This window comes from Vreelandella mediterranea, assembly GCF_970647075.1.
The window spans coordinates 16,665-32,286 of sequence record NZ_OZ310198.1 but is presented as its reverse complement, the minus strand read 5'-3'; the positions used below and the strand labels follow the sequence as shown (position 1 = coordinate 32,286).

At 63.8% G+C, this 15,622-nt stretch carries 13 protein-coding genes, 1 other RNA gene and 1 pseudogene; 6 read left to right on the top strand and 9 right to left on the bottom strand.

Going from position 1 to position 15,622, the window contains the following annotated elements; genetic code table 11:
• The first annotated feature begins 6 nt into the window (after positions 1-6).
• Complete coding sequence (locus tag ACWFVE_RS00140; protein WP_447527288.1) at positions 7-1,308, top strand: S41 family peptidase; 1,302 nt, start codon at positions 7-9, stop codon at positions 1,306-1,308.
• Positions 1,309-1,323: 15 nt separating this feature from the next.
• Here the strand turns inward: ACWFVE_RS00140 and ACWFVE_RS00135 are convergent, their stop codons facing one another.
• The 4 genes from ACWFVE_RS00135 to ACWFVE_RS00120 all read right to left on the bottom strand — a co-directional run bounded on the left by ACWFVE_RS00135 (position 1,324) and on the right by ACWFVE_RS00120 (position 5,872).
• Complete coding sequence (locus tag ACWFVE_RS00135) at positions 1,324-2,580, bottom strand: UbiH/UbiF/VisC/COQ6 family ubiquinone biosynthesis hydroxylase (RefSeq protein ID WP_447527287.1); 1,257 nt, start codon at positions 2,578-2,580, stop codon at positions 1,324-1,326.
• Between the two features lie 51 nt (positions 2,581-2,631).
• Positions 2,632-3,864: a 2-octaprenyl-6-methoxyphenyl hydroxylase gene (gene ubiH, locus ACWFVE_RS00130; protein WP_447527286.1), complete on the bottom strand. Its 1,233-nt coding sequence runs from the start codon at positions 3,862-3,864 to the stop codon at positions 2,632-2,634.
• A 75-nt stretch (positions 3,865-3,939) separates the two neighbouring features.
• Positions 3,940-5,280, bottom strand: a complete 1,341-nt coding sequence (gene pepP, locus ACWFVE_RS00125) for a Xaa-Pro aminopeptidase (protein WP_447527285.1) — start codon at positions 5,278-5,280, stop codon at positions 3,940-3,942.
• A 13-nt stretch (positions 5,281-5,293) separates the two neighbouring features.
• Positions 5,294-5,872, bottom strand: coding sequence for a UPF0149 family protein (locus ACWFVE_RS00120; RefSeq protein WP_447527284.1), 579 nt, complete (start codon positions 5,870-5,872; stop codon positions 5,294-5,296).
• A gap of 175 nt (positions 5,873-6,047) precedes the next feature.
• On the opposite strand from ACWFVE_RS00120, the gene ACWFVE_RS00115 reads away from it, so the two are divergent.
• The 3 genes from ACWFVE_RS00115 to ACWFVE_RS00105 all read left to right on the top strand — a co-directional run bounded on the left by ACWFVE_RS00115 (position 6,048) and on the right by ACWFVE_RS00105 (position 7,227).
• The gene (locus ACWFVE_RS00115; protein WP_447527283.1) at positions 6,048-6,356 is read left to right on the top strand and encodes a cell division protein ZapA; all 309 of its coding nucleotides are present in this window, start codon (positions 6,048-6,050) and stop codon (positions 6,354-6,356) included.
• A 56-nt stretch (positions 6,357-6,412) separates the two neighbouring features.
• Positions 6,413-6,596, top strand: a non-coding RNA gene (gene ssrS, locus ACWFVE_RS00110) — 6S RNA.
• 4 nt (positions 6,597-6,600) lie between these two features.
• Complete coding sequence (locus tag ACWFVE_RS00105) at positions 6,601-7,227, top strand: 5-formyltetrahydrofolate cyclo-ligase (protein ID WP_447527282.1); 627 nt, start codon at positions 6,601-6,603, stop codon at positions 7,225-7,227.
• 434 nt (positions 7,228-7,661) lie between these two features.
• Here ACWFVE_RS00105 and ilvA read toward each other — a convergent pair whose 3' ends face one another.
• Positions 7,662-9,176, bottom strand: coding sequence for a threonine ammonia-lyase, biosynthetic (gene ilvA / locus ACWFVE_RS00100; RefSeq protein ID WP_447527281.1), 1,515 nt, complete (start codon positions 9,174-9,176; stop codon positions 7,662-7,664).
• Between the two features lie 157 nt (positions 9,177-9,333).
• Here ilvA and rpiA point away from each other — a divergent pair, with 157 nt between their 5' ends.
• Complete coding sequence (gene rpiA, locus ACWFVE_RS00095) at positions 9,334-10,005, top strand: ribose-5-phosphate isomerase RpiA (protein WP_447527280.1); 672 nt, start codon at positions 9,334-9,336, stop codon at positions 10,003-10,005.
• Here the strand turns inward: rpiA and waaA are convergent.
• The 3 genes and pseudogenes from waaA to ACWFVE_RS00080 all read right to left on the bottom strand — a co-directional run.
• Positions 10,002-11,288 carry a lipid IV(A) 3-deoxy-D-manno-octulosonic acid transferase gene (waaA, locus tag ACWFVE_RS00090; RefSeq protein ID WP_447527279.1) on the bottom strand — a complete coding sequence of 429 codons (1,287 nt, stop codon included), beginning with the start codon at positions 11,286-11,288 and terminating at the stop codon, positions 10,002-10,004. The two genes, rpiA and waaA, sit on opposite strands and share 4 nt — an antisense overlap.
• Entirely contained in the window at positions 11,288-12,718 is a 1,431-nt protein-coding gene (gene hldE, locus ACWFVE_RS00085) for a bifunctional D-glycero-beta-D-manno-heptose-7-phosphate kinase/D-glycero-beta-D-manno-heptose 1-phosphate adenylyltransferase HldE (RefSeq protein WP_447527278.1), read from the bottom strand. The genes waaA and hldE overlap by 1 nt, the downstream gene beginning before the upstream one ends.
• Positions 12,711-13,803, bottom strand: a pseudogene (locus tag ACWFVE_RS00080) (glycosyltransferase family 9 protein); the annotation flags it as partial. The pseudogene ACWFVE_RS00080 and the gene hldE, both read right to left, overlap by 8 nt.
• Here ACWFVE_RS00080 and ACWFVE_RS00075 point away from each other — a divergent pair.
• Positions 13,802-14,530, top strand: coding sequence for a 3-deoxy-D-manno-octulosonic acid kinase (locus tag ACWFVE_RS00075; RefSeq protein WP_447527277.1), 729 nt, complete (start codon positions 13,802-13,804; stop codon positions 14,528-14,530). The pseudogene ACWFVE_RS00080 and the gene ACWFVE_RS00075 overlap by 2 nt on opposite strands.
• Here ACWFVE_RS00075 and ACWFVE_RS00070 read toward each other — a convergent pair.
• Positions 14,512-15,603 carry a glycosyltransferase family 4 protein gene (locus ACWFVE_RS00070; RefSeq protein ID WP_447527276.1) on the bottom strand — a complete coding sequence of 364 codons (1,092 nt, stop codon included), beginning with the start codon at positions 15,601-15,603 and terminating at the stop codon, positions 14,512-14,514. The genes ACWFVE_RS00075 and ACWFVE_RS00070 overlap by 19 nt on opposite strands.
• Positions 15,604-15,622 lie beyond the last annotated feature (19 nt).

Here is a 15,622-nt window from a genome sequence, read left to right as displayed (position 1 = left end):
GTCTGCATGACGCGAACTGTTAACGAGGTAATGGCCCCCGCCAGGCGGCTGATGGTGACGCTGCTACCGCTGGCGCTGCTGGCCGCCCCGCTGCCGCTAACGGCCCAAGGCGTAGACGCGGCCGATCAAGACGAGCTGCCGCTGGAGGAGATCCAAACCTTCGCCGAGGTGTTCGAGCGTATCAAGCGCGGCTACGTCGAAGAGGTGGACGACGCCACGCTTTTGCGTAACGCCATGCGCGGGCTTTTGAGCGAGCTCGACCCCCACTCCGCTTACCTGGACGTGGACGAGTTCCAGAGCCTACGTGAATCCACCCAGGGCGAGTTCGGCGGGATCGGCATCGAGGTGGGCACCGAAGGCGGCCAGCTGATGGTGATTACGCCGATCGACGATACCCCCGCCTCCCGGGCGGGGCTGCTCGCCCGGGATATCATTTTGACCATCGACGGTACGCCCACCGAGAGCCTGTCGCTGCAGGAAGCCGTCACGCTGATGCGCGGCGAGCCCGGAAGCGAGCTCAACCTGACGATTCTGCGCGCCGGCGAAGAGAGCCCCCGGGACATCACCCTGGCCCGCGAGGTGATACGCAGCGAAAGCGTCAAGCACGAGCTGCTGGAGTCCGGCTACGGTTATCTGCGCATTAGCCAGTTTCAATCGCGCACGCCAGAACAGGCCAGCCAGGCACTCGAGCGCATGGCCCAAAACCAGCCGCTGGAGGGTTTGGTGCTCGACTTACGCAACAACCCCGGCGGCGTGCTGCAGGCCGCGGTGGGCGTGGCGGACCTTTTCCTGGATAACGGGCTGATCGTCTACACCGAAGGGCGTCTCGACAATACCGAGATGTCTTTTTCCGCCAACCCGCAGACCCCGGCTCGGGACATTCCGCTGGTGGTACTGATCAACGGCGGCAGCGCCTCCGCCGCCGAAATCGTGGCCGGTGCGCTGCAAGATCAGCGCCGGGCGGTCATCATGGGCACCGAAAGCTTTGGTAAAGGCTCGGTACAGCAGATCATGCCGCTGGGTAACGGCGAGGGCTTGAAGCTTACGACCGCGCTCTACTACACCCCCAACGGGCGCTCCATTCAGGCCCAGGGGATCACGCCGGACGTAGACGTGGTACGCGGGCGCCTCGAGGTTGCCGAAGGGCGCCGCGAAATTCGCGAAATCGACCTGGAGGGCCATCTGAATAACCAGGCCGGCGCCGCGCGCGAGCGCAGCGGGCTTTCCGAGCGGCTGCGCGACGACTACCAGCTCAGCGAAGCGCTCAATCTGCTCAAGGCCCTCAACGTGGTGGACCGTCGCCGCTAGGCATCGGGCCCCAGCCTAGCGGCACGTTTGCGGCAGGCGACCCCGCTCCCCGGTCGCCTGGCGCATGATCAACCGTTTGAGGGGCACCGCCTGGTTCATACCACTCAGCCCCAGGTTGCGTGCCAGCGTCAGCACCGGCAGGCGGCTGCCAAAAAGTCCCTTGAACCCCTTCATGAGCGCAAGCATAGCAGCGTTGTCCAAACGGCGGCGGCGCTCGAAACGCGAAAGCGTCGAAAGCTCGCCCCAGGGGGCGCCGCGCCGCCAGGCGTACACCACTTCTTCGGCGAGTACCGCGGCATCCATCAACCCCAGATTCACCCCCTGGCCCGCCAGCGGGTGAATCGTGTGGGCGGCGTCGCCCACCAGCGCGAAATGTGGCTGTACGTAGGTGTTGGCGTGGCGCTGAATGAGCGGGAAGCGATAGGTTTGATCCAGCACCTCGACACCCCCCAGCCGATGACCAAACGATTCGCCAAGCGCCGCCCCCAGCGCCTCCCGAGAAAGCCCTTCCAGGGTGTCCGCGTGCTCGGCCGTGGTCGACCAGACGATCGAGCAGTAGCGTTCGTCGCCGTCGACCGTGAGCGGCAAAAAGGCCAGCGGCCGGCCATCGCTGAACACCTGGCGGGCGCAGCCGCCGTGAGGCTTTTCACAGCGCACGGTGGTCACGACCGCGTCCTGGGCCATGGATTCTTCGGTGGTCTCGATCCCGGCCAGTTCACGCACCGCCGAGCGGGCGCCGTCGGCGGCGATCAAAAGCGATGTTTGCAGCGTACGGCCATCCTCGAGCACCAAGTAGCGCCCCTGGGGCGTGGTTTGCAACGCCGTGACCTTAACGCCGTAAAAAAGGCTCAGCGCGGGTAGGCCCAACACCTGCTCGTTGAGCGCGGCCAGCGTGACGCTGTTCTCGACGATGTGGCCAAGCACCGGCGTGCCGGCCTCGTCGGCGGAAAAATCGATGCTGCCGCTGCCCTCGCCGTCCCATACGTGCATATAGCGGTACGGGGTGACCCGTTTGGCGGCCATGGCGGGCCAGGCGCCCAGCTGGGTTAAAAGCCGCTGGGACACCGGGGTCAGCGCGCTTACCCTGGGCGTCGGCGTTGTCACGTCGAGGGTTTTCAAATCGAGCGGCGCGGCGTTGGCCTCGACCAGTGCGGTGCGCATGCCGGCGCTGGCCAAAAGCCCCGCCAGGGCGGTGCCCACCATGCCCGCGCCGACGATGACCGCATCGAACGGCTCGCGGGTGTTGCGCGATGACGCCTGTTGGGTATGCATAACCTTCCTTGTCGTGAGTGGTAGAGGGTGGGCCGTGGATGACCGGCCGATTTAGCGCTCGAGGCCCATGGCGCGACGCGCCAGGCTTCGCCTCAGCGGGCCGATGAGATTGAGGCCGATCAACCCCGCAGCGCGGGCGTGGGGCAGCAGCGGAAACGAGGCGCCAAAAAGGCGCACGAGACTGTCGCTAAAGCGGATCACGTTGGTGCGATCCCGGGCCCGGCTCTGCTCGAAGGCGAGCAGGGTGTGCATATCACCGAGCCCCCGGCCCTGCTGCGTGCCCTGCTCGAGCGCTTCTACCAAATCCATCACCGAGCGCAGCGCCAGGTTAAACCCCTGGCCCGCCACCGGGTGCAGCGCGTGGGCGGCGTTGCCCAGCACCGCAAGCCCCGGGCGAACCGGCTCCCTGGCGGTGACCAGAGACAGCGGGTAGCTAAAGCGCTTGCCCACTTTGGTAAAGCGGCCCACCCGGTCGCCAAAGGCGCGCTGTAGCTGATCCAAAAAGGCGCCGTCATCGAGTGCCATGCGCGCGTGCTCGGCACCGTTTTCATGGGTCCAGATCAGCTCCATGGCCTGGTTGGGCAGCGGCAACAGCGCAATCGGGCCTTCGTCCGTGAAGCGCTCGAACGCCACACCGTGATGGGGCTCGCTAATGCCTACGTGGGTGATCAGCGCGGTCTGCTCGTAGGAGCGCCGCTGGCTTTCGATGCCCAGCTGCTCCTTGAGCCCGGACCGCCCGCCATCCGCCAGCACGGTCAACGCGGCGTGAAGCGTGTCGCCGGTCGACAGCGTCAGCCGATGGCCACCGCCATCGGCGGCCATGGTGTCGACCTTCGCCGGGCAGTACCACTCGATGGGCAGCTCGCCCAGCTTTTGATGCAGCACCTGGCCCATCCAGGCATTGGGGATGACGTAGCCCAGGGCGTCGACGCCCAGTTCACCAGCATTGAGGCGCGTGGCGCCCAAACGGCCGCGCTCGCTGATATGAATACGTGAGATCGGTGAGGCCTCCTGCTGCATCGCCGCCCACACCCCGAGCTCGCGAAAGCGCTGCGCCGAGCCGGCGGCGATGGCACTGGCCCGGGCGTCGAAACTCGGCTGCCAGGTGGGCGCCTGGTCCGGGGACGAAAGCGCAGTGGCCTCCACGATCGCCACGCTCAAACCATGACGCTCGATCAGCGGTGCCAGCGCGCAGCCAAGGCTTGCCCCCACCAGCCCGCCACCCACGATCACGATATCGTAAGCAGCCGTTTTTAAAGCTTTTTCAGACGCCTTCGTGGGCATTAAGCGGCCTCCCTAAGCCATTCGTAATTTCATAACGTAACTTACATAAAGGTATTTTCTGACGTTTTAATCTGGTTACTTATTCGCCATTAACGCTTCGATATCAGCCACCTGCTTGGGCACGTCTGTGGTGAGCACCTCGCCGCCGGTTTCGCTCACCGCGACGTTATCCTCGATACGAATACCAATACCGCGATAGGCCGCCGGGATATCGTCGTCGTCGGGCACGTAAAGGCCAGGCTCGACGGTAACGACCATGCCCTGATCGAGCGGGCGCGGCGTTTTTTCATCCAACCGGTAGGTGCCGACATCGTGAACGTCCAGGCCCAGCCAGTGCGAGGTGGAGTGCAGATAGAAGCGCCGATAGCTTTCATCCTCGATACGCGCCTGCACATCGCCTTCGAGAAGCCCGAGTTCGACCAGGCCGCGGGTCAAATCCTCGACCACGTTGGCATGGATAGCGGCCAGGGTGGCGCCAGGGAGCACGGCGGCCACGGCGCGCTCCTGGGCCTTGAGCACGACCTCGTAAAGTGCGCGCTGCGCCTCGTTGAAGCGCCCGCTGACCGGGAAGGTACGGGTAATGTCACCGGCGTACAGGTCGAACTCGGCGCCGGCGTCGATCAGCACCAGCGAATCGCGCGTAAGCTCGGCGCTGTTTTCAATATAGTGCAACACGCAAGCGTTAGCGCCGCCGCCAACGATGGTGCTATAGGCCGGGCCGCTGCCACCCTGCCAGACGAACTCGTGCTCGAGCTCGGCCTGAAGCTGGTATTCGAAAAGCCCGGGCGTACAGGTGCGCATGGCCCGGCAATGGGCGCGGGCGGAAATCGCGCAGGCATGGCGCAATAGCGCAAGCTCCGCCGGGCTTTTGACCAGCCGCTGGGCGTGGATCAATTCGCGGCTATCGAGCCAGCCCTTGAGCGCGGGCAAACCCCGGCGTTTGCCCGCTTGCGCGAACGCCAGCGCCTCTTCGGCGATGGCGAGCGCTTCGGGCTGATCCAGCGGCGCGTAGAGCAGCGTGCGCCCTTCGAGCAGGCCGGCCAAACGCTCTTCGCGCTCGGCGTTCTCGAAGGCTTGATCGATATCGTGGTGCGCCACTACGCCGCTGGCGCCCAACCGGCGGCCGGTCCAGGCCTCCAGGGTAGCGTCGCGGTCCTGGCAGAACACCACGCTTTGCCCCGCCTCCCGGCCGGGCAGCAGCAACAACAGCGCGTCGGGCTCGGTGATGCCGGTCAGATAATAAAAGTCGCTTTGCTGGCGAAAGGCGTACTCGCTGTCGTTGGAGCGGGTCGCAAGCGAAGCGCCGGGGACGATCACGGCGGCATCGTCGGGGATCCGCGCCATCAGCGCCGCGCGGCGGGCGCGGTATTCGTCGTTGGCGATCGCGGCGGGGCGCGCAAGCATCTCGGGTAACATCAAAACTCCTTGATCAGTGAACCGGGGCGTCGGTCTGCTCTACCTGGGGCTGGCCCGGGTGCTGCTCGGTGTAGAGCATCATCGCGGCCATGCGCGCATGCTCGCTCAGCGCGAACAGATCGTTCTCGTTTTCCGGCGAGTCGTCGATGTCCGAATCGATCTGGCCAAAGTTCGATAGATCGTCGATCGCCTCGGCGAGCGGCTGCGACCAGCGCTTTTTGAGCGCCTCATCGGCCACCTCGTCGATGACCTCCATAAAGCCTAGCGCCCACTCCTTGAGCGCCTGGGCCTGCTCGCCGAGGGAGAAAAGCTCGTCGGGCAAAAGCGGCGCGTAGTTCAAGTCGCTGGCGCTTAATGCCTCCAGAGTTTGCCGGCGCCAGCCAAGCAACCGCTCGGCGCTTGGCTCGTCTTTGGGCTGCTCGACCCCCAGGCTCATACAAACTTCATCGAGCCAGGCCTCGGCGCTGACATCGCGAAGCGCCAGAAGCGCGCAAAGCCGCCCGTCGAGAAACGCGGGTGACTGCATGCTGCCGTGAAGAAGAAAGACGTCGGCCACGTCAGAAAAGTCCTGGCGCTGTTCAATGAGGGACATGATGTTCTCGCTTTTACGCTTTAAAAAATGGGCAAGGGGCCGACATGAAACACCCGAGCGGGCGAGTGCGCGTTGACCCCGCGCAAGTGGCTCTCTTATAGTGAACGCCGACCTGCCTTCCTATACCGTGATGTTAACGCATTCGGGCCCTGACGTGCCCGTGCCGGAGCCTTCGATGAGTAACGCCAAGCGGCCAACCAAAGAAATCACCCTGCTGGGTCGCGGCTACATGATCGCCTGCGACACCGGCGAACAAGCCAAGCTTGAACGCGCCGCTCGCTACCTGGACCGCGCCATGCAGGGCATCCACAAGCAAAGCAGCGTGCTGGGCAGCGAGCGCATCGCCATCATGGCGGCGCTGAATATTACGCACGAGCTTCTCGAGGCGCTTGACGAACACAAAGCGGGCGAGGCGAGCCTGAACCGGCTGCACGACCGGCTGGAGCGTGCCTTACAAGGTACCCGCCCGGCGGAGCAGCCCTAGGGCAAACCGTTAAGCCCGGGTCTATGGCATCGGGCCTGGCTCTGTTAAGATAAGCGGGTTCTCTGGAGTGTGCGCCAGTCGTTATAGTCCCTCGAGCCTATGCGATGTACCCAGGGGGCCAAATGCTAGCCAGACCCGTGTGCATGTCCGTGCGTCGGAAAGCCTGACGGTCTGGCTGCGGCCACCCACTCTGAACCAGTAGGTTCAGGGCCAGAATGACAGCGGCACTCTGGGGAACCCTATTTTGAACGACCACACCGTGATCGACGCCCAACGTTTTGATAAAAACGCCCTGCGCCGCGAACTTCGCCGCAGACGGCGTGGGTTGAGCGAAGCGCAGCAGCAAAAAGCGGCCACCGCGCTTTGTCAGCGTCTCAAACACCTTCCCGAACTTCAGCGCGCCAGCCGCGTAAGCCTCTACCTGCCCGTGGGCGGCGAAATCGACCCGACCCCGCTACTTGGCTGGTTGGCCAAGCGCCGCGTGCAGGTCTACCTGCCGGTGCTACGCCCGCTAAGCCACAATGCGCTCTGGTTCGTTCGCTTCGACGACGATACCCCCATGGTCGAGAACCGCTTCGGCATCCGCGAGCCCTGCACCCGTTTTGGCGCCAGGCGCCACAACCGGCTGCCCGCCTGGGCGCTGGATACGCTCATCGTGCCTTTGGTGGGCTTCGACGCCCAGGCCAACCGCATGGGCATGGGCGGCGGCTTCTACGACCGAACCCTTGCCTTCATGCGCCGCAAAGGCCCAAAGCCCAACCTGATCGGCGTGGCTCACGCCTGTCAGCAGGTGAACGAACTAGCCGTCGAGGCCTGGGATATCCCGTTGAACGCGGTGGTAAGCGATCGAGGGATCGCGCGGCGTAGCTAATGAACGAAAAAACGAACGAAAAAAAGGGCTGATAGAAATCAGCCCTTTTTTTAAGCGTGTGTGTCAGCGGTTGGTTGCATCATACCCGGCGCTGACCTTGCCAGTGGCGATCAGCTCCCTGCCAATGCCTGGGCGTATCCGGTGGCCAGTACGCCTAGAAGAAAAACCACCGTTAACGCCATCACCACATCGGGCTTTTTACGCCGCATGCCTTGTCTCCAACGTCTTTATTCGTTGCCAATGCTTTAAAGCGCGCCATCTGGCTGTCGTATCAAGAGATGGCCCACTTGACTAATTTTCAAAGCCGACTATAGAGCCAAGAGCGGGCAGCTGACAATAGCTCAAAGAGCCCTTTTTAGGGCTTATTTAAACGTTTTAACACATTCCAGACGCTTGTGTGCTCTGATACGCAAAGTTAGTGAATACTTACACCGCTACGCCATGAAGAGCTTGTAGGCCGGGTTGTCACTCTCCTGCCAGTAGCGATAGCCAATGGCGTCCAGATACTCGGCCACGTGGGTGCGGTCGATGCTGGGCACCTGCATACCGACCAGCACGCGCCCGTAGGCGGCGCCGTGGTTGCGGTAGTGAAACAGCGAAATGTTCCAATCGTGGGGCAGTTGGGTGAGAAAGTTCATCAGCGCGCCGGGCCGCTCGGGGAACTCGAAACGGTAAAGCTCTTCCTCGAAACGCTCGCTGGGCCGCCCGCCGCTTAGGTGGCGAATGTGCAGCTTGGCAAGCTCGTTATCGGTGAGATCCTCGACCTGGTAGCCGCCCTCCGTCAGCCGGTCGATCACGGCCTGGCGGTCCTCCCCGCCGGGTTTGACCTGAACGCCGACGAAAATATGGGCGTCACTGTCATCGGCGTAGCGATAGCTGAACTCGGTGACCATGCGCCGACCAAGCGTACGGCAGAACTTCTTGAAACTGCCGGGCTTCTCTTCGATGGTGACCGCCAAAATCGCCTCGCGCTGCTCGCCGAGTTCGGTACGCTCGGCGATATGCTGCAATCGATCGAAGTTGGTGTTGGCACCGGAGTTGATGCACAAAAGCGTTTCGCCCTCGGCGCCGGTTTGTTGCACGTACTTCTTGAGCCCGGCTAAAGACAGCGCCCCGGAGGTTTCCGACACCGCCCGGGTGTCCTCGAAAATATCCTTCACCGCCGCGCAGATCTCGTCGGTATTGACCGTGATCACACCATCGATCAGGGTTTTGGCCAGGCTAAACGGCACCTCGCCGATCTGCGCCACCGCCACGCCTTCGGCGAAGGTGCCGACCTGGTCGAGCACCACGCGCTCGCCGGCCTCGAGCGCGGCCTTCAGGCACGCGCTGTCCTCGGCCTCGACGCCGATCACCTTGATGTCCGGACGCAGATATTTCACGTAGGCGGCCACGCCGGCGATCAAACCGCCGCCGCCTACCGGCACGAAAATCGCGTCCAGCCGTCCGCTATGCTGGCGCAGTATCTCGACGCCGATGGTGCCCTGGCCTGCCACCACGTCGATGTCGTCAAAAGGCGGGATATAGGTGTAGCCGTGCTCCTCGATTAGCATTTGGGCGTGGGCGGCGGCATCGGCGAAAGCGTCGCCCTTGAGCACCACGCGGGCGCCGCGGGAGCGCACCCCCTGGACCTTGATCTCCGGGGTACTGCGCGGCATCACGATGGTCGCCTTCACGTTCATCAGCTTCGCCGCCATGGCCAAGCCCTGGGCGTGGTTGCCGGCGGAGGCGGCGACTACGCCTTTCGCCTTCTGCTCATCGGATAGCTGGGCCATCTTGTTGTAGGCGCCGCGAATCTTGAACGAGTACACCGGCTGCAGGTCTTCACGCTTGATCAAAATCTGGTTGTTGAAGCGGCGCGACAAAAAGGGAGCGGCAGAGATAGGCGTTTCGCAGGCGGCCTCGTAGACGCGGGCCTGCAGAATCTTTTTGACGGTAGCTTCGAGCATGCGGATATCCAGATTGTGAAACGGCCCGGTCGGGCAGGAAAAGCCCTTATTGGTAGCAGATCGCGCCTAATGGCGTCCAGCGTTATACGCGCGCATCAACACGCAAGACCAGAGGCGTTATACTGACGCCGCCCTTACACTGCCCCGGAGCCCCCTTATGACGCAGGACGAGCTAAAAGCCGCCGTTGCCGACGCCGCCATCGCCGAGATTACCCCGCACCTGGAGAAAGAGACCGTGCTGGGCATTGGCACCGGCTCGACGGCGAACCTGTTTATCGACCGCTTAAAGCCGCTTCGCGACCGTTTCAAAGGCGCCGTGGCAAGCTCGGATGCCTCCAAAGCGCGCCTCGAGGCGCTGGGCATCGAGGTGTTCGAACTCAACGATGTCGGTGACGTACCTTTTTACATCGATGGTGCTGACGAAGTGAACGCTCACTTTCATATGATCAAGGGCGGCGGCGCGGCGCTCACGCGTGAAAAGATCGTGGCCGCCTGCGCCAAGCGCTTTATCTGCATCGCCGATGGCTCCAAGCGCGTGGACACCCTCGGCGAGTTTCCGCTGCCGGTCGAAGTGATTCCCATGGCGCGCTCGTTCGTCGCGCGAGAGCTTACCAAACTCGGTTTCGAGCCGGTCTACCGCCAGGGCGTGGTGACGGATAACGGCAACCAGCTCATCGATTGCTACGAGGTCCAAATCACGGACCCGGTCGAGATGGAAACACGCATCAACGCCATCGTCGGCGTGGTCACCAACGGCCTGTTCGCCGCCCGCGGCGCCGACGTGCTGCTACTCGGCACTAAAGAAGGCGTAAAGCGTAGTGAGCGCTAACTCAAAAGCTCATCGAGGCCGTCCAGGGTGCGTTTAAGCGCGCCCTGATTCGCCCGGATGACGGCTTTGCCCGCTTCGCCGCGCGCCTTGGCAGCGCCGGGGTCGGCGAATAGGGTTTCGAGCGCCTCTGCCAGCGCCTCGAAGGTGGCGACCTGGGAGAGCGCGCCCGCCTCGAGTAGCGGCGCCGCCACGTCGTCGAAGTTCTCGAGCGACGGCCCACAAAGCACCGGCAGGCCGAGTGCGGCGGGTTCGAGCACATTGTGCCCGCCCAGCGCCACCAACGAGCCGCCCACAAACGCTATATCCCCCGCCGCGTACAGGGTGGCAAGTTCGCCCAGGGTATCGCCCAGGTAAACCTGCACGTCGTCGGTCACGCCCGCCTGCGCACTTCGCCTGGCCGTTGTGAAACCCTGGCGCTTGCAAAGCGTCGCGACCTCGTCAAAGCGCTGCGGGTGGCGGGGTACGAGGATTAAAAGCGCTTCTGGATAACGCTTTTGCAGCGCCTGATGGGCGCTTAGCAACAGCGCCTCTTCCCCGTCCCGGGTCGAGCCCGCCACCCACACCGGGCGCTGGCGCTCACCCAAAAGTAAGCGCTTACTCTCTTCTAACGCCCTACCATCAATAGAAATATCAAACTTGAGCGAGCCCACCACGCTAGTGCGCCCGGGCATGCCCAGGGCGTGGAAACGCTCGGCATCGCTTGTGGATTTGGCGGCAAGCCAGGTGACGTTTGAAAGCGCGGCGGCCATCAAAGGTTGAATACGTTGGTAGCGCGCCAGTGCCTTTGCAGAGAGCCGCCCGTTGACCACGGCCACCGGCACGCCACGCTTTTGGCAAGCATGGAGCAAGTTGGGCCAGAGCTCGGTTTCGAACATCAAGGCAAGCGCCGGGCGTAGGCGGACGACGAACCGGCGGGCGGCGCCGGGAAAGTCCAGCGGTAGAAAGCGGTGAGCCAGGCGCGCCTTGAGCGGCTCGGGCTGGGCGTCGATCAGCGTTTGGGCTTGCTTTGCGCCGGTGGCGGTCATGGTGGTGATCAAAAGCGTATGACGCGGGTAACGCGCCAGCAGCGCCTCGATCAGCGCGCGCGCGGCGCGCACTTCCCCCACGGAGGCGCAGTGCAGCCAAATGCGCGGCGCCGGGGGGAGCGCGCCAAGACCCAGGCCAAGACGCTGGCGGCGCGGGTAAGTGGGCACTTGCTCACGCCAGACCCGCTTTAATATCAGCGGCGAGAGCGCGTAGAGCGCCGCACAGTAGAGCCCCTTGGCAAGCCCGGGGCGCTTCATCAGCGCTCGCGCTCGAGGATGGTGTCGATCATGGCCGAGGTCGACACGCCGTCCTCGAAGCCGAGCACCTTCACTTCGCCGCCGTTTTCGAGCACGGCCGTGCTTCCGGCGATCTCCTCCGGGCGGTAATCGCCGCCCTTGACCAGAATATTGGGGAGCACGGTTTCGATCAGCGCCGCCGGGGTGTCCTCGCTAAAGGGCACGACCCAGTCCACCGCGCCGAGCCCCGCGAGCACCTGCATGCGCCGCTCGAGCGGGTTGATGGGCCGCTTGGCACCTTTCAGCCGGCGGATCGAAGCGTCGTCGTTGACCGCCACGATCAACCGGTCGCCGAGGCGCTTGGCCTGCTCCAGGTAGCTTACGTGGCCCGCATGGAGGATATCGAAGCAGCCATTGGTCATCACCACCCGCTCGCCGCGCTGGTTGGCGGCGCGCACCGCTTTGACCAACGCCTCGCACTCGGTCACGCCGAACTCGGCAGGCTTGTCGCCGTACTGGGCGCTGGAAAGCTCCTCCACGCTGAGCGTGGCGGTGCCGGGCTTGGCCACCACCAGCCCGGCCCCCAGGTTGGCGAGCATCATGGCATCCGGCAGCTCGCTGCCGGCGGCCAGCGCCAGCCCCATCAAAGCGATCACGGTGTCGCCGGCGCCGGTGACGTCGAACACTTCCTGGGCGCGGGTGGGCAGGTGAAGCGCGGGGTGATCCTTGCGAATCAGCGTCATGCCTTTTTCGCTGCGGGTAATCAAAAGCGCATCGAGTTCGAGCTCGGCGCGCAGTGCCTCACCGCGGCGCTCCAGGGCTTCGTCGCTTTCGCATACGCCCACCACCGCCTCGAACTCGGCCAGGTTGGGGGTAATCAAACTCGCCCCGCGGTAGCGGGTAAAGTCGGTGCCCTTGGGGTCGATCAAAACGCGCTTGCCACGGGCCCTGGCCACGGCAATGAGTCGCTCGACCTGATTGAGCGTGCCTTTGCCGTAGTCCGAAAGAATCATCACCTCGACATCGTCAAGGGCACCATCCACCTGGCCGAGCAGGTCGTCGGTCTCCACGCCGGCAAGCGACTGCTCGAAATCGAGCCGGATCAGCTGCTGGTTACGGCTCATCACCCTTAACTTGGTAATCGTGGGAAGCCGCGGGCTCACCTGGAAGTGAGTGCTTACATTGGCGCTCGCCAACTGCTCTCTTAAAAGCGCGGCGTGTTCGTCGTCGCCCACTACGCCGGCAAGCGCGGTTTGCGCGCCGAGCGCGGCCACGTTGAGCGCCACGTTCGCCGCCCCGCCCGGCCGGTCGTCGGCCCCTTCCACGCGGACCACCGGGACCGGCGCTTCCGGGGAAATACGCGAGGTATTGCCGTGCCAGTAGCGGTCGAGCATCACATCGCCCACCACCAGAACGCGGGCGTGCTGCAAAGTGGTTAAATCGACTTTCATCCAATGACCCCATTGTGGTGGGTAGCAGTGTGCTCGAGCAGCGCGTCGAGCTTTTTGATCACCTCGTCGGTGCTGATCAGATCCATGGCGTCGGCGTGGCGTACCCGCTGCCCCCAGTTGACCTCGTCCACCGATTTGTTCAGATAGGTACGCACCGCTTGCGGGTAGGCATTGACGGCGAACTCTTGCCATAGATACGGCGCGGCGCGCTGGGGGTTGGTGGTGGCGTAAAGCCCAAGCGTCGGCGTGCCCAGGGCATTGCCCATGTGGGCCGGACCGGTATCCGGGGCGATCACCGCGCGGGCCTGGTCGATCAGCGCCAGTACGCCCTTGAGCGATGTACCGCCAATGGCGTTGACGACGCTGCCCTTCTTGCAAAGCGCTTCGATCGCATCGCCCATTTCACGCTCGGCGGCGCTGCCCCCACCGGTTAGCACGCTTATAAGGCCGTGGTACTGGTAGGCGTGATCGATCACGCTGGCGTAGCCCTTGACCGACCAGTTGCGAAAGTTTCGAAGCCTTGCGTTGCTGCACGGGTTGATCACCAGGTACGGCGCCTGGCCGGCCAGCGCCTGGGCCTCCTCGTAAGCGGTCGAGGGAATCGCCAGATCCCACTCCAGCCGGTCGTCCTCCACGCCCAGCGCTCGTGCAAAGTCCATGAACGACTCGAGCACGTGGGGGTGGCGGCGCGGGGTAAGCTGGTGTTGGGTGAACCAGTGCTGGCAATCCTTGGCGCGGGCCTTGTCATAGCCCAGCCGCACGTCGGCCTTGAGCCCGAGCGACAGCACGCTTGCGCGGATCGCCTGCTGCATGTGCAAGAGCACGTCGAAGCGGGTATCCGCGAGGGTGCGCCAAATCTTGCGCATGCCCGCCAGGCCGGTCGCCTTGTCGAACACGATAAATTCGACCCCGGAAAGACCCGACAGTAAACTGTGCTCGCCCTTGCCGATGATCCAGGTGATGCGCGCCTCGGGCCACTGGCGCTGCAAGGCGCGCACCGTGGGTACGAGATTGCACACATCTCCCAGCGCCGAAAGGCGTAAAATGGCAATATGGCGAGGATTCTTGGGCAAAGAGGGCTTCATGCGCTTAGCGGCACTCCAGCAGAAAAATTGGCTGATTCTACACGATGTAGACAGTTTAAGTGACGACACCTCGCCACACCAACCTGGGCCCGCGCTCTTCGACGGCGATCAGTGGCGCCGCCAGGGCCGTGTCGTGGGCGAGGCGCCGGGGCGCGGCAGTAGCCTGTTCCTTCGCGCCGGCGATGAGCAATGGGTGCTGCGCCCGTACCGGCGCGGCGGGCTGATCGCCCGACTCAGTGAAAAACGCTACCTGTGGCTCGGCGCCGAGCGCACCCGCGCCTTTCGCGAACTGCGCCTCACCGCCGCGCTTTATGACCAGGGCCTGCCGGTACCCCGCCCCATCGCCGCTGGCGTCACCCGCAAGGGCGCAAGCTACGAAGCTGCGCTGATCACCCGGCGCATTCCCGGCGCCCGGGCGCTTGCTTCGCTTCTTGCCGAGAACGCCGCCAGTGAGGCGCTACTGGAAAGCGTGGGCGCGATGATCAAGCGCTTTCACCTGGCCGGGCTCGACCACGTGGATCTCAACGCGCGCAATATACTGATCGACGCGCAGCATACGCCCTGGCTGATCGACCTGGACCGCTGTCGGCTACGCCCGCCGGGGCGCTGGCAGGCGAGTAACCTCGAGCGCCTTGCACGCTCGATGGCCAAATTCATGGCCTCTCCCGATACCGCCATGATGGCCATCGCCGCGGGCTATGACCACGATCAAGCCAGCGCGTCGTAGTAGCCCATGAGCTTTGTGACGTGGCGCTTGTTGCTGTAGTGCTGCTCGACGCGCTGCCTGGCCGCCGCCCCCATGGCCTTGCGGCGCGCCTCGTCGTCGATCAGCGCCGCCATGCCGTCGCGCCAGCCATCGACATCGAAAGGATCGATCAGCACGCCCGAAGACGGGTCGACCAGCTCGGGCAGCGAGCCGGTATTGGCGCCGATGATCGGCATGCCGCAGGCCATGGATTCGATGATCGTTAGACCAAACGCCTCGTTTTCCGAGGGGATACACACCAGATCGAGCACCGGCAGAATCTCGGTCAAATCGCTGCGGTGGCCCAAAAAGCGGATTTTTTCGGCAAGCGGGGTGTTCTCGATCATCGCCTGGAGTTCTGCATAGAAATGCTCGGTGCCGCCGGAGGCGTAGTCGGTGCCGCCAATCGAAACGGCGAAAAACGCGCGTTCCGGGGGAAGCTTCAAAAGCGCCTGAACCCATACGTCCTGGCCCTTGCCCGGCGTTACTCGCCCGGGCAGGCCAATGGCCACCGCGCCTTCTGGAATGCCGAGCTCGGCACGCTTGGCGCTGACCACGGCGGGGGTTCGAGCCGGATGATACTTGTCGATATCCACGCCGTGAGGCAGGCAGATGATTCGCTCCCGCGCCAGCGGCAGGTTCTTGACGTTACGCGCGTGGGTGGCCTGGCTAATCGAGAGCACGCGGTCCACGCTTGCGTAGGCAAAGCGGTGGTAGGGGCTTTTCTTGGCCCGCTGGCCGCCCACGTGGTCGGTGTACAAAACGCGAATGCTCGGCAGTAAAAGCTTCAAAAGCGAGGTCAGGCGCAAGTCGCTCGATTTATGGCAGTGAATCACCCGGACGTTTTCGTCGATCAGCCAACGGCGAATGCGCAGCACGCTTTTGAGCGCCTGCACGTTGCTCTCAAACGCCAAAAAGGTGACGCCATTGCGCTCGAAGTAGGTCTCGATTCGAGTCTCGCGCAGGCACAGTCCGATGACCTCGACCCCGGCCTCGAGAAGGTCCTCGATCACCCGGTCGACATAAAGCTCCATTCCTCCTTTGCCGTCGGACATGCAAAGTTGTAGCACTTTC